General features: G+C 62.1%; 23 protein-coding genes. 16 read left to right on the forward strand and 7 right to left on the reverse strand.

Annotated elements, in window-relative coordinates; translation table 11 throughout:
* Positions 1-15: 15 nt before the first annotated feature.
* From yidC to HGQ17_RS10655, 5 genes are all read left to right on the forward strand, one after another.
* Positions 16-993 carry a membrane protein insertase YidC gene (gene yidC, locus HGQ17_RS10635; RefSeq protein ID WP_168887921.1) on the forward strand — a complete coding sequence of 326 codons (978 nt, stop codon included), beginning with the start codon at positions 16-18 and terminating at the stop codon, positions 991-993.
* Complete coding sequence (locus HGQ17_RS10640) at positions 990-1502, forward strand: Jag family protein (RefSeq protein WP_168887922.1); 513 nt, start codon at positions 990-992, stop codon at positions 1500-1502. Before yidC ends, HGQ17_RS10640 begins: the two co-directional genes overlap by 4 nt.
* Positions 1503-1516: 14 nt before the next feature.
* On the forward strand, positions 1517-2167 hold the full coding sequence (gene rsmG / locus HGQ17_RS10645) for a 16S rRNA (guanine(527)-N(7))-methyltransferase RsmG (protein WP_168887923.1): 651 nt from the start codon (positions 1517-1519) through the stop codon (positions 2165-2167).
* A 9-nt stretch (positions 2168-2176) separates the two neighbouring features.
* On the forward strand, positions 2177-3067 hold the full coding sequence (locus HGQ17_RS10650; RefSeq protein ID WP_168887924.1) for a ParA family protein: 891 nt from the start codon (positions 2177-2179) through the stop codon (positions 3065-3067).
* A gap of 1282 nt (positions 3068-4349) precedes the next feature.
* Positions 4350-5534 (forward strand): ParB/RepB/Spo0J family partition protein, encoded by a 1185-nt coding sequence (locus HGQ17_RS10655; protein WP_168887925.1) that lies wholly within the window; start codon positions 4350-4352, stop codon positions 5532-5534.
* Positions 5535-5634: 100 nt separating this feature from the next.
* On the opposite strand, the gene trxA is transcribed toward HGQ17_RS10655, so the two are convergent.
* From trxA to HGQ17_RS10685, 6 genes are all read right to left on the reverse strand, one after another.
* Positions 5635-5958: a thioredoxin gene (trxA, locus tag HGQ17_RS10660; protein ID WP_168887926.1), complete on the reverse strand. Its 324-nt coding sequence runs from the start codon at positions 5956-5958 to the stop codon at positions 5635-5637.
* Positions 5959-5972: 14 nt separating this feature from the next.
* Complete coding sequence (trxB, locus tag HGQ17_RS10665) at positions 5973-6968, reverse strand: thioredoxin-disulfide reductase (protein ID WP_168887927.1); 996 nt, start codon at positions 6966-6968, stop codon at positions 5973-5975.
* 100 nt (positions 6969-7068) lie between these two features.
* A complete protein-coding gene (locus HGQ17_RS10670) occupies positions 7069-8409 on the reverse strand; it encodes a hypothetical protein (protein ID WP_168887928.1) in 1341 nt (446 codons plus the stop codon).
* A gap of 47 nt (positions 8410-8456) precedes the next feature.
* Complete coding sequence (gene murJ, locus HGQ17_RS10675) at positions 8457-10151, reverse strand: murein biosynthesis integral membrane protein MurJ (protein ID WP_324615258.1); 1695 nt, start codon at positions 10149-10151, stop codon at positions 8457-8459.
* Complete coding sequence (locus HGQ17_RS10680) at positions 10148-10642, reverse strand: NUDIX hydrolase (protein ID WP_168887996.1); 495 nt, start codon at positions 10640-10642, stop codon at positions 10148-10150. Before HGQ17_RS10680 ends, murJ begins: the two co-directional genes overlap by 4 nt.
* A gap of 243 nt (positions 10643-10885) precedes the next feature.
* The gene (locus HGQ17_RS10685; RefSeq protein ID WP_168887929.1) at positions 10886-11221 is read right to left on the reverse strand and encodes a hypothetical protein; all 336 of its coding nucleotides are present in this window, start codon (positions 11219-11221) and stop codon (positions 10886-10888) included.
* Positions 11222-11294: 73 nt separating this feature from the next.
* On the opposite strand from HGQ17_RS10685, the gene HGQ17_RS10690 reads away from it, so the two are divergent.
* Entirely contained in the window at positions 11295-12719 is a 1425-nt protein-coding gene (locus HGQ17_RS10690) for a CCA tRNA nucleotidyltransferase (RefSeq protein ID WP_168887930.1), read from the forward strand.
* A gap of 27 nt (positions 12720-12746) precedes the next feature.
* On the opposite strand, the gene HGQ17_RS10695 is transcribed toward HGQ17_RS10690, so the two are convergent.
* Positions 12747-14090: a glycosyltransferase family 87 protein gene (locus HGQ17_RS10695; protein WP_168887931.1), complete on the reverse strand. Its 1344-nt coding sequence runs from the start codon at positions 14088-14090 to the stop codon at positions 12747-12749.
* Between the two features lie 177 nt (positions 14091-14267).
* Here HGQ17_RS10695 and HGQ17_RS10700 point away from each other — a divergent pair, with 177 nt between their 5' ends.
* The 10 genes from HGQ17_RS10700 (at position 14268) to rpsR (ending at position 23377) form a co-directional block, all read left to right on the forward strand.
* A complete protein-coding gene (locus tag HGQ17_RS10700; protein WP_168887932.1) occupies positions 14268-15353 on the forward strand; it encodes an inositol-3-phosphate synthase in 1086 nt (361 codons plus the stop codon).
* Positions 15354-15461: 108 nt separating this feature from the next.
* On the forward strand, positions 15462-16661 hold the full coding sequence (locus tag HGQ17_RS15735; RefSeq protein ID WP_168887933.1) for a DUF418 domain-containing protein: 1200 nt from the start codon (positions 15462-15464) through the stop codon (positions 16659-16661).
* 98 nt (positions 16662-16759) lie between these two features.
* Positions 16760-17677 carry an ABC transporter ATP-binding protein gene (locus tag HGQ17_RS10710; protein ID WP_168887934.1) on the forward strand — a complete coding sequence of 306 codons (918 nt, stop codon included), beginning with the start codon at positions 16760-16762 and terminating at the stop codon, positions 17675-17677.
* Positions 17674-18528 (forward strand): ABC transporter permease subunit, encoded by an 855-nt coding sequence (locus HGQ17_RS10715; RefSeq protein ID WP_168887935.1) that lies wholly within the window; start codon positions 17674-17676, stop codon positions 18526-18528. The genes HGQ17_RS10710 and HGQ17_RS10715 overlap by 4 nt, the downstream gene beginning before the upstream one ends.
* Before the next feature lie 12 nt (positions 18529-18540).
* Positions 18541-19938, forward strand: coding sequence for a sensor histidine kinase (locus HGQ17_RS10720; protein ID WP_168887936.1), 1398 nt, complete (start codon positions 18541-18543; stop codon positions 19936-19938).
* Positions 19935-20651, forward strand: a complete 717-nt coding sequence (locus HGQ17_RS10725; protein ID WP_168887937.1) for a response regulator — start codon at positions 19935-19937, stop codon at positions 20649-20651. The genes HGQ17_RS10720 and HGQ17_RS10725 overlap by 4 nt, the downstream gene beginning before the upstream one ends.
* 37 nt (positions 20652-20688) lie before the next feature.
* Positions 20689-22008, forward strand: a complete 1320-nt coding sequence (locus HGQ17_RS10730; protein ID WP_168887938.1) for a M18 family aminopeptidase — start codon at positions 20689-20691, stop codon at positions 22006-22008.
* 160 nt (positions 22009-22168) lie between these two features.
* On the forward strand, positions 22169-22468 hold the full coding sequence (rpsF, locus tag HGQ17_RS10735; RefSeq protein WP_168887939.1) for a 30S ribosomal protein S6: 300 nt from the start codon (positions 22169-22171) through the stop codon (positions 22466-22468).
* Positions 22469-22510: 42 nt separating this feature from the next.
* Positions 22511-23065 carry a single-stranded DNA-binding protein gene (locus HGQ17_RS10740; protein WP_168887940.1) on the forward strand — a complete coding sequence of 185 codons (555 nt, stop codon included), beginning with the start codon at positions 22511-22513 and terminating at the stop codon, positions 23063-23065.
* A 69-nt stretch (positions 23066-23134) separates the two neighbouring features.
* Positions 23135-23377: a 30S ribosomal protein S18 gene (gene rpsR, locus HGQ17_RS10745; protein WP_168887941.1), complete on the forward strand. Its 243-nt coding sequence runs from the start codon at positions 23135-23137 to the stop codon at positions 23375-23377.
* Positions 23378-23397 lie beyond the last annotated feature (20 nt).

Raw genomic sequence — 23397 nt, forward strand, 5'->3', positions numbered from 1 at the left:
CTACTTGAGAGAGTAATGGCTTTCCTAGACGCGATTATGTGGCCCTTCAGCTGGGCCGTGTCCTTCATCCTGAGCATGTGGCACAGCCTGCTCACGCTCCTTGGCATGCCCGAGGGATCCGGTTGGAACTGGACGATCTCCATCGTCCTGCTCGTGCTGGTGATCCGTGTGATCCTGATTCCGCTGTTCGTCAAGCAGATCAAATCTCAGCGCGGTATGCAGATCATGCAGCCGGAGATGCAGAAGCTGCAGGCGAAGTACAAAGGCAAGAAGGACCCGGCCTCCCGCCAAGCCCAGGTAGCTGAACAGCAGGCCCTGTTCAAGAAGCACGGGGTCAACCCGTTCATGACCTGTCTGCCCATTCTGGCGCAGATGCCAATCTTCCTGTCCCTGTTCTGGATGCTGAACCGCATGCGGCAGCCGGAGTACCACGAAGAGGGTTACTTCGCGCTCAGTGCCGATGAGGTCACCAGCTTCGACGCCTCCTCCATCTTCGGCGTCGGAATGGACGGGACCTTCCTGGGATCGATGAACGCCGACCCCATCGGTTGGAACACCATCGCCCTGACCACGGTCATGATCGTCACTATGGTCAGCACTCAGTTCTTCACTCAGAAGCAGCTGATGAGCAAGAACATGTCCGAGGCGGCCCTGAAGGGACAGTTCGCCCAGACCCAGAAGCTCATGCTCTACGTGCTGCCTCTGGTGTTCGTCTTCGGTGGTGTCTACTTCCCGGTGGGTGTTCTCATCTACTGGGTTGCCACCAACCTCTGGACTATGGGTCAGCAGTGGTGGGTTATCCGCAATAACCCCACCCCCGGCTCCCTGGCCGAGAAGGAACTGAACATCCGCCGCGAGATGAAGGGTCTGCCCCCGGTGGGCGAGGAAGCCCGCAAGGCTCGCGAAGAGGCTGCCAAGCCCAGCGGCAAGCATAAGGGCCACACCGCGCAGCCTAAGAAGAAGAAAAAGAAGAAGAAAAAGGGACAGCGATGACTGAAGAGACCACTACCGCACCGGAAGAAGATGCCGTACAGGACGATTCCGGCCCGGATGAAGGCGATGTCGCTGCCGACTACCTCGAAGAGCTCCTCGATATTGTGGACCTCGATGGCGACCTCGAGATCGAGATCCGCGGGGAGCGCACCTTCATCTCCATCGACGCAGAGGAAGACGCCCAGGACCTCCAGGACCTCGTGGGTCGCAATGGCGAAGTCCTCGATGCCCTGCAGGAACTGACCCGCCTGGCGGTACTCACCTCCACCGGCAGCCGGACCCGTCTGGTGTTGGATATCAACGGTCACCGTGCAGCCCGCAATGAAGAACTCAAGAAGCTCGCCGAGGATGCTGTGGAGAAGGTCAAGAGCTCGGGTGAAGCGGTGCATCTTGATCCCATGAGTGCCTTTGAGCGCAAGATCGTCCACGACATCGTGGCAGAGGCTGAGCTCGTCTCCGAATCCGAGGGCGAGGGCAAACGCCGCCACGTCGTCATCTCCGCGGAGTAACGGCAGGACAACCGATGGAAGAACAGGACGTTCCCCTCCCGACCGAGGCAGAGACTAAGGCAGCGACTACACTCTTCGGTGAGCAGCTGCCATTGGCTCAGCGCTACGTTGAACACCTGTGCACCACAGGAATCACCCATGGCCTCCTCGGTCCACGGGAAGTGCCCCGGATGTGGGGACGTCATGTGCTCAACTGTGCAGTCCTGGGTCCTGAGCTGCCGGCTGAGGGATCGGTGGCTGATGTCGGCTCTGGCGCGGGTCTGCCCGGTATCGCTCTCGCTCTGGCACGGCCCGACGTCGACTTCACACTCATTGAGCCTATGGAGCGGCGCGTGGACTGGCTGGCTGAGGTGGTCAGGGATCTCGGCCTGGAGAACGTCCAGGTAATCCGTGCCCGCGCCGAAGACGTCCAGGACGAGGTTATGGCCGATGTTGTCACAGCCCGTGCCGTGTCATCTCTGAAGAAACTGATACCCCTGACAACTCCACTTATGGACGAGGATGGGGAGCTGATGTTCTTCAAGGGACGCAGTGCTGCTGAGGAGATTGAGGCCGCAGCCAAGCAGATCAAACGTGCAAAGCTGCAGGCACCGAAGATCCAGCTTCTGGGTGAGGAGCTGTTGGAGGAACCGACGACTATCGTGCGTCTCCGGCGCCGGGGTTAGTCTGGTCCTATGAGTGAAGCGCTTTCGGACTCCCCATTGGCTGCACAGCTGAAGGACGAGCAGGCTCGCCGCAAGAAGCTCTCTGAACTTTCCTTGGAGCGACCCTCGCAGACACGTGTCTTCACCGTGTCCAACCAGAAGGGTGGAGTCGGCAAGACGACCTCCACTGTGAACCTCGCTGCCGCCCTGGCAGACCACGGGTTCAATGTGCTGGTGATCGACATCGATCCCCAGGGCAATGCCTCCACGGGACTGGGTGTTCCCCATTCGGCTGATACGGACTCCATCTACGATGTGCTCATCGACGACCTCACGATGGCTGAGGTCGTAGCCGACTGTCCTGATATTGAACGACTCTCTGTGGTTCCGGCGACGATTCACCTTGCCGGCGCTGAGATTGAGTTGGTCTCCTTGGTGGCTCGGGAGCAGCGCTTGCAGCGTGCATTGGACGAGTACGTGCGGTACCGGGAAGAGCAGGGTCTGGAGCGGTTGGACTACGTCTTCATCGACTGCCCGCCATCGCTGGGCTTGCTGACGGTCAACGCCTTCGTTGCCGCCAAGGAAGTGCTGATCCCGATTCAGTGTGAGTACTACGCACTAGAGGGACTCTCCCAGCTTCTGAGCAATATCAACATGATCCAGAAGCATCTCAATCCAGTGCTAGAAGTCTCCACGATTCTGCTGACCATGTATGACGCCCGGACGAACCTCGCCGCGCAGGTAGTGGATGAGGTCAAGGAGCACTTCCCGAACGAAGTCCTGGATTCCAAGATTCCCCGCAGCGTTCGTATTGCTGAAGCTCCGAGCTATCAGCAGTCGGTCATCTCTTATGACCGCGCCTCGACTGGAGCGCTTGCTTATCTGGAGGCCGCTGCCGAGATCGTTCAACGCGGCAGCTGAATCAACTAGCTCTTTATGGCGGGCCCCGTTTCATGAAACGGGGCCCGCTTTTTTATCGACGTGTTGGGGTTTGGAAGTTCTTCCGGGCGAGACGCTGCTGGGTGGCCACCCCTGGATACTGCATGTCAATGAAAAGGAAGATGTTTCACGTGAAACCATGCCAAACCGGGTATAGGTCGGTAGTGGCTGTACGTATCTGGGAAAGGTCGGTGGTCGAGGGGAAGGCGCTGCTCGTTGCGCATAGGCTACATAGTGCAGAGCTCCCCGGGATGAGGACCCCTTTCTGTATTCACTGAGTCGGTAGTTTCACGTGAAATCTTGCAACACCGCTTGGCCGCAGATCGGAGCAAGTGCGGCGAGATGACTGGTGCGACGGCGCGCTATATCTATCGTGGGAGAGGCGCAGGAGATGTGGGTGCCCCCGATGACTACTTGATAGCCACCCCAGGGAGCGTTTCACGTGAAACAACGTCTCCGGTACCACGCGACGACTGGACCTTATTCAGTCGGTTGTCATGGGGAACTGGGAGACCCATTCAGATCACTTGAGCCATCTTTGGACTTTGCTCATTGTTGGGAGTACGACACTTGATGCCGGTCTAATGAGTCGTTTGGATATAGGTCGGGCCAGAAGTGGGTGCGCTTGCCGGGCTGATGTAGTCCGTGGGGTTATGCCGTCCCATATTGGGCACCGTGCATCGAGAGGCCAAGCCCAGGTGAGGATTGATCTTGCCGTTCCACGTGAAACGACAGATCACTTTGCCCTGCGGAACGGGAGGGGACAGTTCTGGGTTTCCTGGTCTGACGTACATCCGTCGAGTTTGGATCTTGTGGTGGTGTCTCGGGAAAGTGGTGGGGGAACAGGTCAGTATGGCGTGGCCTCACAGTCTCCCCTGCGGGCCTATGAGTCGGTGGTGAGAAGATTGAGTGTTCCCTGCTTGTGCTCCAGGAGTTCAAATCATCAAGTGGCGTTTCACGTGAAACGGTCGAGCTGCCTGGCGAAAACCTCAGGCCGGGGCCATGTGGCGTGGTTGCCGGGAAGGCTCCCTGGGTTATGCCCGAACAGGTAGCCTTTCGCGGTTAGGAGCAAAAGGCTCATAGTTTGCCGTATCGCCTGAACATCTTCCGCGGACTGCTATACGACGTCCCTTTGGCGGGATGCTTTGAGATTGCGACAAGAACCAGAAGAAACCCTCAAGTGACGTTTCACGTGAAACGGTGAGTTACACAGCTAGCCGCCGTACAATTGAGTGACCATTCATCACGCGATCTTGGAGGAAATGTGGCGGAGCGAAAACGCCGGGGCCTAGGCCGTGGATTGGGCGCCCTGATCAACAGTGACACTGAGAACCCAGCTCCATCTGGCGCAACTGCTCATGCCGTGCCTCCTGTAGAACCGGAGATCGATCCCGAACCCATCGATGTTTCACATGAAACGGAACGAATTCAGGGTGATCGGCCCATTGATGTGTTCTTCTCCGCGAAGTCTCACCTAGAAACCCAGCGCGTTTCACGTGAAACGGGGACGCAGAGCAAGGCGACCACAGCACGCGCCCGTACCGCACCTCGCAGAACAAACGGCAATAAGCGCGCGGAGATGCCCGACGTACTGGGACAACGATCCGTTTCGCGTGAAACACCGCAAGTGGAGGGCGCTGAGTTCCGCTCCCTGCCGGTAGGCAGTATTCGCCCCAACCCTCGCCAGCCGCGAGAAGTCTTCGACGAAGAAGATATGGCTGAGCTTGTTCACTCAGTTCGGGAAATCGGCGTCCTTCAGCCGATTGTGGTGCGTCCCGTGGAGGAGGGCCATTACGAACTCATTATGGGTGAACGGCGTTGGCGAGCCTCGCAGGCAGCCAGCCGAGAAACCATTCCTGCGGTAGTTCGCAATACTGCTGATGAGGATCTGCTTCGCGATGCCCTCCTAGAGAACATCCACCGATCGGAGTTGAATCCCCTCGAGGAGGCTGCCGCTTATCAGCAGCTGCTGGATGACTTCTCGATCAGCCAGGAAGAGCTGTCCAAGCGGATCGGTCGTTCCCGCCCACAGATATCCAACACCCTGCGACTGATGCGACTGCCGGCTGCGGCCCAACGTCGTGTCGCGGCGGGTGTCCTCTCCTCCGGTCACGCACGGGCCCTTCTGGCCTTGGAGACCGAGGAGCAGATGGAGGAGCTCGCCCAGCGCATCGTGGCCGAAGGGCTGTCGGTGCGCAGCGCGGAGGAGGAGGCCTCCATCATCAAGAAGGGCGGCCAGAAAGAATCCGTTTCACGTGGAACGAATCGCCTTCCCGCCAGTACCCAGGTCCAGGAGCTGGAGGAGTACGCCGAAGCCCTCATCGATCGGTTGGATACCCAGGTGAAGATCAGCATGGGGGCGAAGAAGGGCCGTATCGCCATTGACTTCGCCTCAGTGGAAGACCTCGAGCGGATCCTCCAGGAGATGGGCCTGCATATTCAGTCATAAAAAGTACGGGGATCCTTCGGGTCCCGAAGACAGAGAAAAGCCCCTGGGAAGTTCAGCGAGGAATATCCCAGGGGCTTTTCATATGAAAAGACTGGAGGTATCAGCCGAGGAGGTCTGCGAACTCCTCTTCCAGTGCTGGCTTGGGCTTGGCGCCGATGCTGGACTTCACATGCTCGCCGCCCTTGAAACCGAAGACAGCGGGGATGGAAGTGATTCCGTACTTTGCGGCAGTAGCCGGGTTCTCATCAACATTTAGCTTGACCACTTCGATCTGCTCATGCTCGGCAGCCAGCTTCTCCAGCTCCGGACCCAGGGCGCGGCAGGGACCGCACCACTCGGCCCAGAAATCGACCAGAACGGGCTTCTCAGCCTTGAGGACATCATCCTCGAAGCTGGAGTCAGTTACAGCTTTCAGTTCAGACATTGGATGTCTCCTTCTTACGCAGGGATTGTTTCTGCCTGCTGAGTCTCAGCGGCGTCAGTTTCAGAGGCTTCAGCGAGGTAGGCCTCAACATCAAGGGCTGCCACACAGCCGGAGCCAGCGGCGGTGATGGCCTGCCGGTAGTGCGGATCAAGCACATCTCCGGCAGCAAAGACACCGGGAAGGGAGGTCTTGGAGGTCCGGCCCTGAACCTCCACAGTGCCCTCATCGGTCAGGGTCAGCTGATCCTTGAAGAGATCAACTCGTGGGTCATGACCAATAGCCACAAAGAGACCTGTCACGTCCAGTGTGGACTCCGAACCGTCGACAGTGTTGCGAAGGGCCAGCTGGGAAACTTTGCCCTCACCGCGGACTTCGGTGACCTCGGAGTTCCAGATGAACTCAATCTTCTCGTTGGCCTTGGCGCGGTCAGCCATGATCTGCGATGCCCGCAGCTCCTCACGGCGGTGGATCACATAGACCTTGGACGCGAACTTGGTCAGGAACAATGCCTCCTCCATTGCGGAGTCGCCACCGCCGACCACAGCGATGGCCTGCTCACGGAAGAAGAAGCCATCGCAGGTGGCGCACCAGCTCACCCCATGACCGGAGAGCTGCTTCTCACCGGGGACACCCAGCTCCCGGTAGGCCGAGCCTGTGGCAAGGATGACCGAGCGGGCGTGCAGAACGCCTCCGGAGCCCAGGCTGATCTCCTTGACGCGCTGATCGAGCTTGAGCTCGGTAGCGTCCTCATGGCGGATGTCAGCACCGAAGCGACGAGCCTGGGCCTCCATATTCATCATCAGCTCAGGACCCTGAATACCGTCCTGGAAGCCGGGGAAGTTCTCCACATCGGTGGTGTTCATCAGCTCACCACCAGCAGTGACCGAACCGGCCAACACAATGGGATTGAGATTCGCCCGGGCTGTGTATACCGCGGCGGTGTACCCGGCAGGACCGGAGCCGATAATCACCACATCGTGGACCTGGTCAACAGTTGCTTGTTCAGTCACGAGAACTTCCTTGGATTGGTCGATTTACCGTCGATAGTGCCGAACAGTCCAACTGTATCCGGTATTCCTGAACGGCATCAGCCCAGGCCAGAGTGGAGGCCTAGTTGGACAGGGTCAGAAAGACGATCACCGCGGCGATGATCACCAAGACCGAGAGCACGGTCGCAGCCAGCCACAGCCGGGGATTGACCTTACTCTCTGTGGGTACTGAGGCAGGACGGGCCTGATTGGGCTGCTCCCCGCCCTGGGCGGAGGGGAATACTGCCGGTTCCCGGGAGGGAACCGTATTGATCAGCCCCGTGAAACTGGAAGGTCCCTGGCCGGTGGCTGAACCACCATGGGGGTCCATCACCTGGGCCGGCTGATCGCCCTGCTGCTCAGCCACCGGTGCCAGAAGGCTTGGATCGGGGATCTCCCGGCGGTCATAGGACTCATCGGGAACCTCGGGAGGGTTGTCGATGACTTCTTCACCCTCAGCAATGATCGTCTCCGGGGCCGGGCCGGCAGGATTAGTCGGTGCTTCGACAGCAGGGGCAGGGGCCAGGGTCGAGATCGCCGAAGAGGGGGCATGTTCCACATGGGGGCCGGAGGCATCCTGGTAATCAGCTGCAGCAGCCGCGGCGGTGATCTCTTCGGGATCATCAGCGGCAGGGTTCACCTGCGCGGGATCTACCTCCTGCAGTACACCTCCCGACGGCTCCGCCGGGGCCGGCTCATCCTCGGGGCTGGGGGCCGCCGCGCGGACCTCACCCGGTGCAGCGGTGGCCTCAATGCTCTCGCCCTCAGCATCCGCCTCCGGATTCGCCGGGACCTCATCGAGGTCGCTGCGCAGGGAGATGCCCACTTTGGCGATCTCCTGGGAAATGCTGATCCCATGTGCATCCCCGGCGGACTCCAACTCGGACTGCAGTTCAGCGCGGGTAGCCGCTTTGACCCGTCGCGGACCAGTCTCTGCCGGCTTCCGATGCGCCGGGGTGACCTTATCGAGGAAGGCCGGGCGCCGGCCCCGATCGGCGTGGATCCTGGCGTAGTACTCGGCGTCGTCGTCGTAGGTCTGCGGTTCCATTTCCCGGGGAGCACCGAAGAGCTCAGAACCCAGGGAATCGGTGTAATAGGGCTCCACATAGGGAGCGGAATCCGGAACCACCAGATCCAGCAGCTGATTGGGGTCTACCAGTGTGGAGATCAGATAGGTGCGGTTCTCCGCCAGACCCAGATCCAGAACATCCACTTCAGAGCTGCGTTCACCGGTGGCCAGTTCCTTGGCCGAGGTGGCCACCTGTTTGGCATTGGCCGCAGAGGCCAGCAGAACTGAGACCTCCCGGCCCAGGACCTCATCCACGGCTTGGAAGACAATGTCCTGATCCGCGGAGGTCACCACATGATGAGTGACGCGATAGCGGCCACTGACCACATCGCCTACGCCGATCGGCTGGGGCACGTGCGCTCCTGAAGTCTTTTGTGGGTGGAGGATGTTCGCAGCTAAGACTACCGGGCCAACTTGCCCAGTGCTGGGATCCGGCGGCTCAGCGGCTCAAGAAATTCGTTGAACTCGCGCACATTCAGCAGCCGCAGCCCCACAACATAGACCGCGCCCATCACCAGGCCCACCAGAGTGCAGCTGACTGCGGCGGTGAACAGGGAGTTCCAGGCGAAGCCAGAGGTGAATCCACCCAGCAGCAGCAGAACCCCGCCACCGGCCAGCCCGGAGGCCACAGCGGCGAATCCGGAGCTGACATAGGCGCCCAGGACACTGCCGAGCCCGTAGTGACCCCAGCGCCGGACAATGATCCGGTGGAAGATCCAGGTCCGCGCCAGATTCAGGGAGCTGAAGAGCCCGACGACGATATAGGGCATGTAGTGATGCGGCAGCAGCCAGGCGCAGATATGGGTGATCGCCAAGCCGATCGGCACCAGGGCCACTGTGACCAGCATCGGAGTCTTCGCATCCTCCGCCGCATAGAACACACGCATCAGATAGAACTGAGTGGACCGGAAGGGCAGTCCCACCGCATAGATCAGCAACAGCTGACCAATGGCCGCACCGGCCAAGGCGGATTCCGCATGAGAGCCTGCGAAGAGCCGGCCGATGGGACCCGCCATCACCACGAACAGCACAGTGAAGAACATGATCGGGATCGCGAAGATGCGCATACCCCGGTTGATCAGCTCTCGGGCTGTGTTCAACCGATGGGCCTGCATGGAATCGGCCAGCTGGTTGAACAGCACGGTCGCAATGGAGAGCACAAAGACCGAATGCGGCAGGATCACAATCAGTTCTGCGGTATTGGCCGCCAGCTCTCCGGGGACATGGGCGCCATCGGGCATTGTTTCCCGGGCTGCGGTGGCACCGGAGACCAGGCGCATATGCAGCAGGATGGAGAAGTTCCCGGCCAGCATGGTGATCAGTGTGTAGAGGGCGACCTTGCCGGTGGTGCCCAGGCCCAGACCGCGGACACCGAATTTCGGCCGCAGTTTCAGGCCCAGTTTGGACAGCGGCCACAGCAGCAGCAGCGCCTGGGCAATCACGCCCAGGGTATGGCCGCCGGCCAGCAGCACGGTTTGGGTGGTGGTCCACTCAGCGGCCTGGTCGGCTTCAGCGGAGTAGCTGCCGAAGAGAACGATGAAGGTGATGATGAACCCGATGGCGATGATGTTGTTCAGCACCGGAGCCCACATGTACCAACCGAATTTCGCATTCGCGTTGAGCACCTGGCCCACCACCGCATAGAGCCCGTAGAAGAAGATCTGCGGCAGCGTCCAAATCGCAAAGGCCGTCCCCAGGGCCAGCATGGGCTCGGTCCAGTCGTAGGTCAGGGCCTTGATGATCGGATAGGCCGCCAGGGTGATCACCAGGGCGGTGGCGGCCAGAATCGTTACCGTCAGTGTCAGCAGCCTGGAGGTGTAGTCCGAGCCGCGGTCAGGGGCCTTGGCCGCCTTGATCAGCTGTGGCACCAGGACCACATTGAACATGCCCCCGGCCAGCAGCACATAGATCACATTCGGGATGCTGTTGGCCTTTTCGAAGACATCGCCCATCAGGGTGGTGGAACCGATGGCGATGATCAAGAGGAAGGAGCGGACGAACCCCAGCAGACGGGAGACCATGGTGCCCGCTGCCATCAGAGCAGAGGCGGCCGCCATGCCTTCTTTGGGGACATGCGAAGGAGTGTTTTGGCTCACACAGAATCCTGGATGACCTGCTTGGCTTTGGCTACGATGCGCCGTTCATTCGGGAAGGAGAGAATCCGGTCCAAGTCCTCGAGATTGACCCAGGCGACATCCACGGCCTCGTGGTCGGGGTCCTTCTCGATGGTCAGCTCACCGCCGACTGCCTCCAGCAGGAAATGGTGAACCGTTTTATGCACCCGGTGACTGGGTACGGTGAACCAGTATTCGATACTGCCCAGATCCGTGAGGATCGACCCAGCGATGCCGGTCTCCTCCTCCACTTCACGCACGGCGGCCTCCTCGTAGGTTTCGGCGCCTTCGGGGTGACCTTTGGGCAGGCACCACTCCAGCCGTCCGCCGCGATTGTAACGAGCAATGATGGCCACATCGAAGCCCCGGGCTGCCGGAGTGATCACCACGCCGCCGGCGCTGACCTCCTCGACAGTGGGAAGATGCCCGTTGCTGCGGGTCAAAGCGGCACCATTGGCACGGCGAGCGCCCATTGACACCGTCAATGGGGTCATCCGTTCACCTTCGGTTTCCGCTTTAGTCATGTACCTACTTTAACCGTCAGGAGGTACCGGAGTGGTTCCCACTCAGGTTCTGACCCCATGGCGGGGCTGTGTGTGCCGACAGATCAGGAATCGACAGCGGCCCGGTGGCCCCCGTCTAACCAGAAGATGACATTCTGCAGGTTCGCCTGAGTCCTCGACAGAAACAGGTTCTGATGATTCAGCAGATGGGTCTTACGCTGGAAGAACTCCACGAACCGGTACAGCCAGCGGCTCCCAGCTGAAACTGCCTTCGATCAGCGCAGTCACCAGGTCATAGACGGGTACCGCCAAGACAGCTGCCGAGGCAGTGCCCATCAAGAGCCCGGCGAGAATAAAACCCAGAGCCACCCGCTGAGCCGGGAGGTTGACCTCACCGGTTACCCGAAGATGGGTATCCCAGGTTGCATGCAGAAAGGCCGGGCGTGATTCCGCGGCAAGGGATCTCCTGCGATATGGGCGGTTCTGCCTGCTGTGAATCACCGTGATCAGCACGGCGACCAAGTACGTGGCGCCAACCAGCCAGTACATGGGCCATAACCTAGCACTGCAGAAAGAGCTGGCGGGAAGTCCTGCCCCGGGTGTGTGGGAAACTGTGAGGGTTATGCCTTACCTTCCCTCTGGATTCCCCGATGGCGCCTGGCTGCCCGATGTCGTCGTCGAACTCGGTGAAGTCTTCGCCGCCGCCGGATTCGAACTCTCCCTGGTCGGCGGACCGGTACGAGATCTCTTCCTGAAACGCACCTCCGGTGATCTCGACTTCACCACAGACGCCACCCCGGATGAGATTCTCGCCACCGTTGAGGGCTTCGCCGATGCGCATTGGGACATCGGCCGGGACTTCGGCACCATCGGCATCCGCAAGGCCGGCACCACCCTGGAGATCACCACATACCGGGCCGAGGCCTATGATCCCTCCTCCCGCAAACCCCAGGTCCAGTTCGGCGACTCCCTGGAGGATGACCTCCTGCGCCGTGACTTCACCGTCAACGCCATGGCCCTGCGGCTGCCCCAGTTCGAACTGGTCGACCCCCACGGCGGTATCCGTGACCTCTTCGCCCGGCTGCTGCGCACCCCGGCCACTCCCCAGGAATCCTTCAGCGATGACCCCCTGCGGATGATGCGAGCCGCCCGGTTCGCCGCCCAGCTGGGCATGAATGTCGCCGATGAGGTCTCCCAGGCGATGACCGAGATGGCCCCCCGGCTGGAGATCATCTCCGCCGAACGCATCCAGGTGGAACTGGTCAAACTCATCAACGGCGCCCACCCCCGCACCGGTGTGGACCTCATGGTCGAGACCGGACTGGCCGATGTGGTGCTGCCCGAGATCCCCGCGCTGAAACGCCTCGATGACGAACATGCCCGGCATAAGGACGTCTACCAGCACTCCCTGCAGGTGCTTGAGCAGGCCGCGGATCTGGAAACCGACGACGACGGCGCGGTCCCCGGCCCCGATTTCATCCTGCGTTTTGCCGCACTGATGCACGATGTGGGCAAACCCAAGACCCGGCGCTTCGAACCCGGCGGCGGGGTCAGTTTCCGGCACCACGATGTAGTGGGCGCGAAGATGACCCGCAAACGGATGCAGGCGCTGAAATTCGATAAGAACTCCATCAAAGCGGTCTCCCACCTGGTGGAGCTGCATATGCGGTTCTATGGCTATGGGGAACAGGACTGGACCGATTCAGCGGTGCGCCGCTACGTCACCGACGCCGGGGACCAGCTGGAACGACTGCACCGGCTGACCCGCTCCGATGTCACCACCCGGAATAAGAAGAAGGCTGCACGCCTGGCCAGGGCCTATGACGATCTCGAGGATCGGATTGCGGAGCTGAAGGAGAAGGAGGAGCTGGCCAAGATCCGGCCTCATCTGGACGGTCAGCAGATTATGGAGATCCTGGAGATCTCACCGGGCCCACAGGTCGGCAAGGCCTATAAATTCCTGCTCGATCACCGGATGGAACACGGCCCGGTGGAACATGATGAGGCCGTAGCCCTGCTGAAGGAATGGGCAGCCCAGAACCTCTGAGCCCAAGGACCCTCTAGAACTGGAGGATCAGGGAGTTCGGCTGCGCTGGCCGAGGCTCTGGCGGATGACATCCCGCTGCGGCTGATAGATATCGACCAGCACCACCGCGCAGATATAGAGGGTGGAAAGCATATGGATGGCCACCGCAGCGAGGTAGACTCGCTCATCCAGCAGATGCTGGACGCTGGCATCGCTGTCCCGGGCGGCCAGATGCATCCAGATCACCCAGAAGTGGAACACCTGGGCGGCAGTCCAGATCCCCACATCCCGCCACCGGGGCGCGGCCAGGGCGATCAGCGGCAGCAGCCACATCATGAACTGCGGGGAGTAGACCTTATTGAAGATCATGAAGGCCGCAACAATCAGCAGCAGCAGCTGAACCATCCGCGGTGACACCGGGGCAGTCAGCCCCACTGCCAGCACTGCCGCGCAGCTGAGGGTGAAGAACACCAGGCTCAGCACCGAGACAGTCTCCGGTTCCATCGGCGCCTCGCGCAGGGCCCCCCAGGCCTGCCACAGCGAGGACCAGCCCGGGGCTCGGGAGGCGGAGAACTCATAGAACTCCAGCCAGGACTCAAAACTGACCAGCATCACCGGGATATTGATCAGCAGCCAGCTGACAACTGCTGCCAAGGTCAGCCGGGCGAAGTCCACCCAGTCAGCAATATGCTCTTTGGTCGCAGCCGGCCTGGGCGGCTCATCGGTTTCTGATTCAGCGGCTGCGTCGTCGTCGGTCTTGTTCCCACCCAGAGGCAGCAGCTGACGATCTATCAGCCAGGCCCGCAGGGTCAGAGTGAAGGCAGCCCCCAGCAGGAAGAGCGGATACAGCTTCAGAGAGACCCCGATGCCGATGAAGACCCCGGCCAGAACCCATTGCCGGCGCAGATAGAATAGAATCGCCAGCGCCAGGGCAGCGGCGGGGAAGATGTCCCAGTTGATCCCGATCCCGAAGATGATTGCCGGGGAGGTGGCCACAATCAGGGCATCCCAGGGCCGGTTCCCGGCAGCCTTCATCACCGTCAGGGTCAGCACGAACCAGGCGGCAGCGGCCAGCAGGAAGGTCAGATCCCAGTAGAGCAGGCTGTTGCGCATCTCCCAGTAGGCCAATCCGGTTTCACCGAAGAGCCCGTCCAGCCCATGGGTGACCCAGGCGACCAGTGAGGCCAGGATCATCGTCAGCGCCGGATACTCGAAATTCGCGTAGTCAGTGTTGAACGGGGCTCCGGGGCTCTGATCCAGCTCGCGGGCGGACCACAGGGCCGCGACATCGGAATAGCAGCCCCAGTGGTACATCTCTGGGTTCGTCCACCCATTGAGCCGGCAGTACTGCATGGACAGCGCAGCAAGCACCACACCCACGGCTGTGATCACGGTCAATATCCGTGCAATACTCCAGAAACCACCGCGCCGGGGCGTAAGCCGCCGGCCGGCAGGACCTCCCCACCTATCCGAGAGATGGCGAACCACCGGGTCAGAGGCGGAGGGCGGGACAACTGAAGGCACGTCCCCAGTATGATGGATAGGTTGCATCGAGCGAAGGAGAAACAATTGTCAGAGAACCCGGTACGTGTAGCCATCGTGGGAGTCGGCAACTGTGCGGCCTCCTTGGTGCAGGGCGTCGAATATTACAAAGACGCACCCGATGACCAGGACGTTCCGGGTCTGATGCATGTTCGTTTCGGCGACTATCACATCAACGATGTGGAGTTTGTCGCCGCATTCGACGTCGATGACAAAAAAGTCGGCAAAGACCTCTCCGAGGCGATCATCGCCAGCGAGAACAACACCATCAAAATCGCCGAGGTGCCCTATAGCAATGTCACCGTCCAGCGCGGACCGACTCTGGATGGACTGGGCAGCTACTACCGGCAGACCATCGACGAATCGGCCTTCGACCCGGTGGATGTGGTCGCAGCCCTGAAGGAATCCCAGGCCGATGTGCTGGTCTGCTACCTCCCGGTGGGCTCCGAGGAGGCCGCGAAGTTCTACGCCCAGGCAGCCATCGACGCCGGGGTGGCATTCGTCAACGCTCTGCCGGTGTTCATCGCCGGTACCGAGGAATGGGCCCAGAAATTCCGCGACGCCGGACTGCCGATCGTCGGCGATGACATCAAATCCCAGGTCGGGGCCACCATCACCCACCGTGAACTGGCCCACCTCCTGGAGGACCGCGGGGTCCACCTCGACCGGACCTACCAGCTGAACTTCGGCGGGAACATGGACTTCATGAACATGCTCCAGCGCGACCGGCTGGAGTCCAAGAAGATCTCCAAGACCCAGGCGGTGACCTCCAATACCTCCGCGAAGTTGGAGGACCGCGATGTGCATATCGGCCCCAGCGACTACGTGCCCTGGCTCGATGACCGCAAATGGGCCTATATCCGCCTGGAGGGCCGGAACTTCGGTGATGCCCCGATGTCCATCGAGCTCAAACTCGAGGTCTGGGACTCCCCGAACTCCGCCGGTGTGATCATCGACGCCATCCGTGCGGCCAAGATCGGTCTGGACCGCGGTATCGGGGGGCCCCTGCTGGCAGCCTCCAGCTACTTCATGAAATCCCCGCCGGAGCAGTACCACGACGACGTCGCCCACGAGAAGGTCGAGGCCTTCATCCGCGGAGAATCCAACAGCTGAGCCCGCAGTGCCGACGCTGGCGCAGTTTGACCATAACTGGGGGCTCTACAGCCGGAAACTACAGTCAAACTGCGCCACCGAACGCTATGTTTGGCCTAGCGTGGTGGCGTGGTGAATGAGCGCGTTCAGGCAGTAGATGCTCTAAGGGCTTTGGCGCTGCTGGGGATCCTCAGCGTCAATATCTGGTACTTCGCCCAGCCGCATCTGCTGAACACCGGGGTTATCGCCGAGTTCCCCACCAGCACAGCCGACCAGCTGGTGCGCTTCAGCGCCTCGCTGCTCTTCGAGGGCAAGTCCTATGTGATCTTCAGCTTCCTCTTCGGGCTCAGCTTTGTGCTGGCCCAACGCGGCAGATCCACCGACACCACCCGGCGTGCCCTGCTGCGCTGCGGGATCCTGATTGTGCTGGGCCTGCTGCACGGACTGTTCCTCTTCGCAGGGGACATCCTGCTGGCCTACGGACTGCTGGGTCTAGTACTGCTGAGCCTGCGCGACACCTCAGCCCGCAGCGCCCGGATCATCGCCGGAGTGCTCTACGGGGTCATCGTGCTGATCGTCCTGGGACTCGGCAGCGGCTATGCCACCTGGGAAGACGGAGTCGACACCATCAGCCTCTTCGGGGACCCCGCCGAGGCTGTGGCCGCCTACACCGGGGACCTCAGCCAGTGGTTCGGCTTCCAGACCTCTGCCTATGGCACTGTGGTCTTCTCCGTCCTGCTGGTCCAAGGACCGATGGCCTTCGCCGCCTTCCTGATCGGGCTCACCATCGGCCGTAGCCACCTGCTGGAACGCATCGATGCAGGAGAGTTCAGCACTAGCCGTCTGATGCTGCTGGCAGTCCCGGCACTGATCCTGGGACTGGGCATCAGCGCCCTAGCTGCCGTCATGGTCTGGGGAACCCCAGGAGAACCCGGAACCGGCGAGGGTGTCGGCTACGGCACCCAGCTGATGGCCACCGGACTGAACTTCGCCGCCGGCCCCATCCAGGCCACTGGCTATGTACTGATCGCGCTCGTGATCTTCCGCGCCCTGCCCGGCCTGACCCAACTATTGGCCCCAGCCGGGCGGATGTCGTTGAGCAACTACCTCGGCCAATCAGTGGTGCTGGCCCTGCTGTTCTCCGGGCTCGGGCTGGGACTTGCCGGTCAGCTCGATGAGTGGGCAGTCGGCGTCGTCGTCATCTGTCTGTGGCTCACCCAGTTGGTGCTTTCATATCTGTGGCTGCGAGTGCTGCCGCGGGGGCCGGTGGAGATGCCGATGCGGGCAGTGCTGGATCTGACCACCGGGGAGTCCCGGCGATCATCCTGACACCCGGTGCTCTCAGCTCCAGGCATGAGACACCCCGGCTGGGAACTCATCCTCAGGGTGGATGACCTCATCCGGGTGTGGACCGTAGGTTCGGAGACATGATTACAGCGGAGAATCTGCGAAAGCGATACGGCTCCAAAACAGCCGTGGACGGAATCAGCTTTCAGCTGGCCCCCGGTAAAGTCACCGGGTTCCTGGGACCCAACGGCTCCGGGAAGTCCACGACCATGCGCATGGCAGTGGGTCTGGACAAACCCACCAGCGGCTCAGTGACCATCGGCGGCAAAAGCTTCCCCCAGCACGCGGCACCTCTGCGCACTGTCGGGGCGGTCCTCGACGCCGGGGCCACCCACCCCGGACGCACCGGCCGCGGTCATCTGCAGGTGCTGGCTGCCACCCATAAGATCAGCAAGAAGCGGGTCGATGAGGTCATCGAGCTCACCGGGCTGGGGGCCGCTTCCCGCAAACGCATCAAGAGCTACTCCCTGGGTATGAACCAGCGGCTGGGTATCGCCGCAGCCCTGCTGGGCGATCCCGCAGTGCTGATCTTCGACGAACCGGTCAACGGCCTGGACCCCGAGGGTGTGCGCTGGGTGCGCAGCCTTGCCCGGGACATGGCCGCCGAAGGCCGCACCGTCTTCGTCTCCTCCCACCTGATGAGCGAAATGTCCCAGACCGCCGATCACCTCATCGTGCTCGGTCAGGGTCGGATTATTGCCGATGCGCCCATCGGACAGCTGCTCGACAGCGGTGAACAGCGGGTACTGGTCCGCACCGAAAAACCCGCAGACCTCCGGCGCGCTCTCGGAGCAGAAGGGGTCAGCATCGAACAGACCGACGCCGAAACCCTGGAGGTCACCGGTCTGGATGCCCGCAGCATCGGTCGGCGCGCCCTGGAGACCCAGGTGGTGCTGCATGAGCTGACTCCACAGCGCAGCACCCTGGAGGACGAATACATGAAACTCACCGGTGAACACGTCGAATACCGCTCCGGCGGACAGGAGGACCGGTCATGACCATCAACACCGCATCCGCCACCGCCGGCCACCGGCCCTTCGAAGTCGACCCCAGCCTGCCCGGAATCAGCTTCGGCGGAGTCATGCGCTCCGAGCTGTCCAAGCTCAAGGCCCTGCGCACCACCTGGTGGCTCTCCCTGATCGCCATCGGCCTCGGAACGTTCATTGCTGGCTCAGTCGCCGTCTCCTACCGGAGCTTCGGCGGCAACGGGGATGAGCTCGCCCTGGCCGAACAGGGCACCGCAGGTGCCTACTTCGCGATGATCCTGCTGGGCTCACTCGGTGCGATCGCGATGACCACCGAATACTCCACCGGAGCCATCCGCTCCTCGCTGACCGCAGTGCCCCGACGGACCACCCTGCTGATCGCCAAGGCATTCGCCCTGACCCTCTGGTCAGCCGGAGTCACCCTGGTGATGATGCTCCTGGGGCATCTGGCCGTAGTCCTGTTCTCCGGGGAGCTGAGCCTCACCGCACCCTTCCAGGACACTGAGATCCTCAGCATGTACGCCGCCACCGGCCTGGTCGTAGTACTGACCACCCTGATGGGCTTCGGCCTGGGTGTGTTCCTGCGCAGCTCCGCCGGAGCCATCGTGGTGCTGACCCTGATCCTCTTCGTGGTGCAGATGGTCCTGGCCATTATGTACGGGGTCACCGAAGGTGCTGAATGGGTCGAGGCCCTGCTGCAGATCGAGTACATGGCCCTGCTGGACTCCTTCGTCTCAGCCGATGCCGGCGCCTACGGCATGGTCGAGCCCCTCGAACCTTGGCAGGGACTCCTCGGAATCCTCATCTGGGTGGCCGTGCCCAATATCCTGGGCTGGCTGAGCTTCTCCCGCCGGGATGCATGATGAGATAGATCCATGACCCTGACCTCCGGAGCCGAACCCTCCCCGGAGATGTTCGAACGCTGGGACAGCCTCGGATTGGTCCGCAAGCCGGGCATCCGAGGCTGGTTCCGGCGTCACCCCTGGTGGATGTCCGCCGTCGTCGTCGGTATCTATCTGCTCTGGTCGCTGTGGGTCTTCCCCGCAGCAGCGATCGATATGAGCCATGGCTGGGGCTGGCTGCTGTTCGGTCATCTGGTGATCGCCGCGGCGCTGTTCTTCCGGCATATCCGGCCGATCGCCGTGTTGGTGCTGGTGGTGGTCTTCGAGACCGCCATGCTCTTCTACTACCCGTGGCAGGGCGCGCAGATGGTCGGCCTGAGCTTCGCCGCCTATGCAGTCGGCTACCGTTATGGTCTGCGCTGGGGCCTACTTATGGCTGTGCCCGGCACGGCGCTGGCCTACAGCACCCTGCTCACCGCCCCACGCTGGATCGAGGACCACGGGCCCAGTATCTGGATGAGGCTCTACGCCTTCCCTGAAGAGGTCTCTGAATACTGGGTGCTGATGATGATGGCGATCATGATGACCGCCGCGGTGGTCTTCGCCACCGGCCTCGGCACCGCAGTGCGGCGGGGGCATAACCACGAACGCGAGATCCTCGAATGGGCGCAGAAGTCCCATGAGCTGGCCCAGCTGGGCGAACGCAACCGGATTGCGCGTGAGATGCATGATGTGGTCGCCCACTCCCTGTCGGTAATGATCTCGCTGGCCGATGGTGCACGGGTGGTGGCCAAGAAGGACCCCGAACGCGCCACCGAGGTGATCGGGGAGGTCTCCTCCACCGGACGCAGTGCCCTGGCCGATATGCGCCGGCTGCTCGGGGTCCTCCGCAAGGGTGAGGATGTCGAGGACGCCCGCCGGCCGATCACCGAATCCCTGGACGAGCTCTACGAGAACTTCCGTCAGGCCGGACTGCCGCTGCGGGTCGAGCACACCGGACCGCCCCTGCCGGAGAATGCCGCCTTCGGGCTAACCGTCCACCGGATCATCCAGGAGTCGCTGACCAATGTGCTGCGCTATGCCCAGAACATCCGCCGGGTCGAGGTCAGCATTGAGCACCAGCCCGGCACCAGCGAGGCTGAGCTGGAGAATCTCAAAGCCCAGGGCTTCTCCGAGAAGGAGCAGGCCGCGCTGGGGCTCAGCGGCGCCGCCCAGGTGATCATCACCATCACCGACGACGGGGTGGCCACCGGATCAGGGACCCGCCGCGAGTCGGTAGGCTCGGGCCTGGGCATCCAAGGCATGCAGGAGCGGGCCAGCTTCTACAATGGATCGGTCTACGCCGGACCAGGAAAACACCACGGCTGGATGGTGCGGGCGGTCCTGGAACCGCCCCAGGAGAAGGCGCTGACCGGAAAGGGAACAGAATGAGCACTCGGGTCATGCTGGTCGACGACCAGCACCTGTTGCGGATGGGGTTCAAACTCATCCTGGAGGGCGAGGACGACCTCGAGGTGATCGCTGAGGCAGGCGACGGCGCCGAAGCCGTGCAGATGCTCGAGAACCTCGGGGAGAACCGCCCCGATGTGGTGCTCATGGATGTCCGGATGCCCACAATGGACGGCATCGAGGCCACCGCGGAGATCGCCAAACGCTGGTGCGAGGTCAAAGTCATCATCCTGACCACCTTCGACCTGGACGAATACGCCTTCTCCGGACTGCAGGCCGGGGCCAGCGCCTTCCTGCTCAAAGACGTCGAACCCGATGACCTCGTCGACGCGGTTCGGGTGGTCGCCTCCGGGGATGCAGTGGTCGCCCCGCGGATCACCCAACGGCTGCTGGAGGTCTACCTCCGCAAAGGCGCAGAAACCCCGACGACGACGCCGGCCGAGAGCAGCCGCCCCAATGGGCAGGCGGTGGCCGATGCACTCAGCGATGGGATCACCCGCGAACCGCTGACCGCCCGGGAGACTGAGGTTCTCTACGCAGTGGCCGAGGGTCTCTCCAACGCCGAGATCGCCGAGAAGTTCTTCCTCTCCGAGGCCACGGTGAAGACCCATGTCCGCAGGATCCTGACCAAACTGCAGCTGCGCGACCGGATCCAAGCGGTCGTCTACGTCTACCAATCGGGTCTGCTGGCCTGAACCGGGGCTGCGGGGGTGGCTCCGATAGGGTGAAGCTATGACTTCCACCACTGATGCGTTGATCCAGGATCTGGGCAAGTTCGTCACCGAATCACCATCCTCCTACCACGCTGCCGAGGTCACCGCGCAGCGTCTGGTTGAGGCCGGATTCACCCAACTCGGAGAGCATCAGGACTGGTCAGAACACTTCGACGCCGACACCACCGGTAAGCCCGGCAAATACGTGGTGGTCCGCGACGGCGCGGTGCTGGCCTGGATCATCCCCGAGGGTGTCCAGCCCACCACCCCGCTGCGGATCCTCGGTGCGCATACCGATTCCCCCGGCTTCAAGCTGAAACCGAAGTCCACCGTGGTCAAACAGGGCTGGGTCCAGGCCGGTATGGAGGTCTACGGCGGTCCGCTGCTGAACTCCTGGCTGGACCGTGAGCTGCGCCTGGCCGGCCGGCTGATAACCCGCGACGGTGCCACCCATCTGGCAGCCACCGGGCCGGTGGCGCGGATCCCACAGCTGGCGATCCATCTGGACCGGCAGGTCAACGCCGACGGGATCAAACTGGGCAAACAGCAGCACACTATGCCCATCCTGGGGCTTGCAGGATCCCCGGATGCTGCGGCCGAAGCCGATGTTCTGGATGTAGTGGCCCGGGCCGCCGGTGTGAATGCGGCAGATATAGACGGCTACGACGTCGTCGTCGCTGACGCTCAGCAGCCCGGTGTCTTCGGCGCTGATCAGGAGTTCTTCGCCTCCGGCCGGCTGGACAACCTCTCCAGTGTCTTCACCGGACTGCAGGCGCTGCTGGAGGCCGACGGCTCAGCCCCGGTGATCCCAATGCTGGCCGCCTTCGACCACGAGGAACTGGGTTCGGCCTCCCGCTCCGGTGCTGCCGGACCCTTCCTGGAGGAGGTGCTGGGCCGCATCTACGAAAGCCTCGGCGCCACCGCCTCAGACCGGGCGCGGGCGCTCGCAGCCTCCTGGCATCTGAGCTCCGATGCCGGCCATGCAGTGCATCCCAACTACTCGGAGCGCCATGACCCGGCCAACCGGCCGCTGCCCAATGCCGGGCCGCTGCTGAAAATCAACGCCAACCAGCGATACACCACCGATGCCCCCGGTGCGGCCATGTGGGCTGCCGTCTGCCGGGCAGCCGGAGTGCCGACCCAGGAGTTCGTCTCCAATAACGACATCCCCTGCGGGTCCACCATCGGGCCGATCACCGCCACCCGGCTGGGCATCCGGACTGTGGATGTGGGCATCGCGCTGCTGAGCATGCATTCAGCCCGTGAGATGTGCGGAGTCGACGACGTCGCCTACCTCCGGGACGCCATCGCCGCTTTCTTCACCACCGACCTGCCCTAATCCGCTCTACTGCAGGTCAGCGCGGGCGTCGTCGTCGGGTTTTCTGCCCCGAGGCCCTGGTGTAGAATTGATGAGTTGTGCGTCCAGACGCACATACGCATCTAGAACCTCCTGTTACGGAAATCCCGTGACCGCAAGACCGAAGGAGGTGGGTTCAATAATGCGTCATTACGAACTGATGGTGCTGGTCGACCCCGAGGTTGACGAGCGCACAGTGGAGCCCACTCTGGGCAAGTACATGGAACTGGTCAAGAAGGACGGCGGCTCCGTCGACAAGATCGACATTTGGGGACGCCGCCAGCTGGCCTACGAGATCCAGAAGAAGAACGAGGCAATCTACGCCGTCGTCGACTTCCACTCCACTCCCGACTCCGCCAAGGAGCTGGACCGTCTGCTGCGCCTGAATGAGACCATTCTGCGCACCAAGATCATCCGTCCCGAAGAGTTCAAAGTCGCCTGAGCGACCTACATCACCAGCCGAGAAGGTACATAAGGAGCACATATGGCAGGCGAGACCATCATCACCGTCGTCGGAAACCTGACTGCGGACCCGGAGCTGCGCTACACCCCCTCGGGTGCAGCGGTGACGAACTTCGTCATTGCCTCCACACCGCGGTACTTCGACCGACAGGCCAATGAGTTCAAAGATGCCGAGACGCTCTTTGTGCGCTGCTCGCTCTGGCGAGAAGCGGCTGAGAATGTGGTCGAGTCCCTGACCAAGGGAACCCGGGTCATCGCCCAGGGCCGGCTGAAGGCTCGCAGCTACCAGGATAAGGAAGGCAATAACCGGACTTCCTGGGAGCTCGATGTCGACGAGATCGGCCCCTCGCTGCGCTTTGCTACCGCTCAGGTCCAGCGCCAGGGCGGCGGAGGCCGCCAGGGTGGAGGACCCGGCGGCGGATTCGGCGGCGGTGGCAACCAGGGCGGCTTCGGAGGCGGCGACGCCTGGGGCAGCCCCGGTCCACAGGGCGGCGGCCCCCAGCAGGATCCCTGGGGCGGTCAGCCCTCCCAGGGCGGCGGCTGGGATGCACCCGGTGGCGACGAACCACCCTTCTGATCAACACCATTAATCAACCACCATCCCGCGCAGTAGACGCGGGCTCCAACCATGAAAAGGAGCACCACGATGGCAAAGCCTGACATCAAGAAGCCGGTGAAGCCGAAGGCTAACCCGCTCAAGGCAGCCGATATCACCCACATTGACTACAAGGACACCGCTCTGCTGCGGAAGTTCATCTCTGACCGCGGCAAGATCCGCGCCCGCCGGGTTACCGGTGTCTCCGTCCAGGAGCAGCGCAAGATCGCCCAGGCCATCAAGAACGCCCGCGAGATGGCCCTGCTGCCCTACTCCGGCGCAGGCCGCGGCTGAGACGACTGAGGAAGGAAAGG

It is taken from the genome of Nesterenkonia sedimenti (genome assembly GCF_012641515.1).
Lineage (GTDB): Bacteria > Actinomycetota > Actinomycetes > Actinomycetales > Micrococcaceae > Nesterenkonia > Nesterenkonia sedimenti.

Excerpts from the sequence above, each read along its gene's own strand:
- yidC (WP_168887921.1), top strand. The coding sequence starts at position 16 with ATGGCTTTCCTAGACGCGATTATGTGGCCCTTCAGCTGGGCCGTGTCC.
- HGQ17_RS10640 (WP_168887922.1), top strand. The coding sequence starts at position 990 with ATGACTGAAGAGACCACTACCGCACCGGAAGAAGATGCCGTACAGGAC.
- rsmG (WP_168887923.1), top strand. The coding sequence starts at position 1,517 with ATGGAAGAACAGGACGTTCCCCTCCCGACCGAGGCAGAGACTAAGGCA.
- HGQ17_RS10650 (WP_168887924.1), top strand. The coding sequence starts at position 2,177 with ATGAGTGAAGCGCTTTCGGACTCCCCATTGGCTGCACAGCTGAAGGAC.
- trxA (WP_168887926.1), bottom strand. The coding sequence starts at position 5,958 with ATGTCTGAACTGAAAGCTGTAACTGACTCCAGCTTCGAGGATGATGTC.
- HGQ17_RS10680 (WP_168887996.1), bottom strand. The coding sequence starts at position 10,642 with ATGGGCGCTCGCCGTGCCAATGGTGCCGCTTTGACCCGCAGCAACGGG.
- HGQ17_RS10685 (WP_168887929.1), bottom strand. The coding sequence starts at position 11,221 with ATGTACTGGCTGGTTGGCGCCACGTACTTGGTCGCCGTGCTGATCACG.
- HGQ17_RS10690 (WP_168887930.1), top strand. The coding sequence starts at position 11,295 with ATGCCTTACCTTCCCTCTGGATTCCCCGATGGCGCCTGGCTGCCCGAT.
- HGQ17_RS10710 (WP_168887934.1), top strand. The coding sequence starts at position 16,760 with ATGATTACAGCGGAGAATCTGCGAAAGCGATACGGCTCCAAAACAGCC.
- HGQ17_RS10715 (WP_168887935.1), top strand. The coding sequence starts at position 17,674 with ATGACCATCAACACCGCATCCGCCACCGCCGGCCACCGGCCCTTCGAA.
- HGQ17_RS10720 (WP_168887936.1), top strand. The coding sequence starts at position 18,541 with ATGACCCTGACCTCCGGAGCCGAACCCTCCCCGGAGATGTTCGAACGC.
- HGQ17_RS10725 (WP_168887937.1), top strand. The coding sequence starts at position 19,935 with ATGAGCACTCGGGTCATGCTGGTCGACGACCAGCACCTGTTGCGGATG.
- HGQ17_RS10730 (WP_168887938.1), top strand. The coding sequence starts at position 20,689 with ATGACTTCCACCACTGATGCGTTGATCCAGGATCTGGGCAAGTTCGTC.
- rpsF (WP_168887939.1), top strand. The coding sequence starts at position 22,169 with ATGCGTCATTACGAACTGATGGTGCTGGTCGACCCCGAGGTTGACGAG.
- HGQ17_RS10740 (WP_168887940.1), top strand. The coding sequence starts at position 22,511 with ATGGCAGGCGAGACCATCATCACCGTCGTCGGAAACCTGACTGCGGAC.
- rpsR (WP_168887941.1), top strand. The coding sequence starts at position 23,135 with ATGGCAAAGCCTGACATCAAGAAGCCGGTGAAGCCGAAGGCTAACCCG.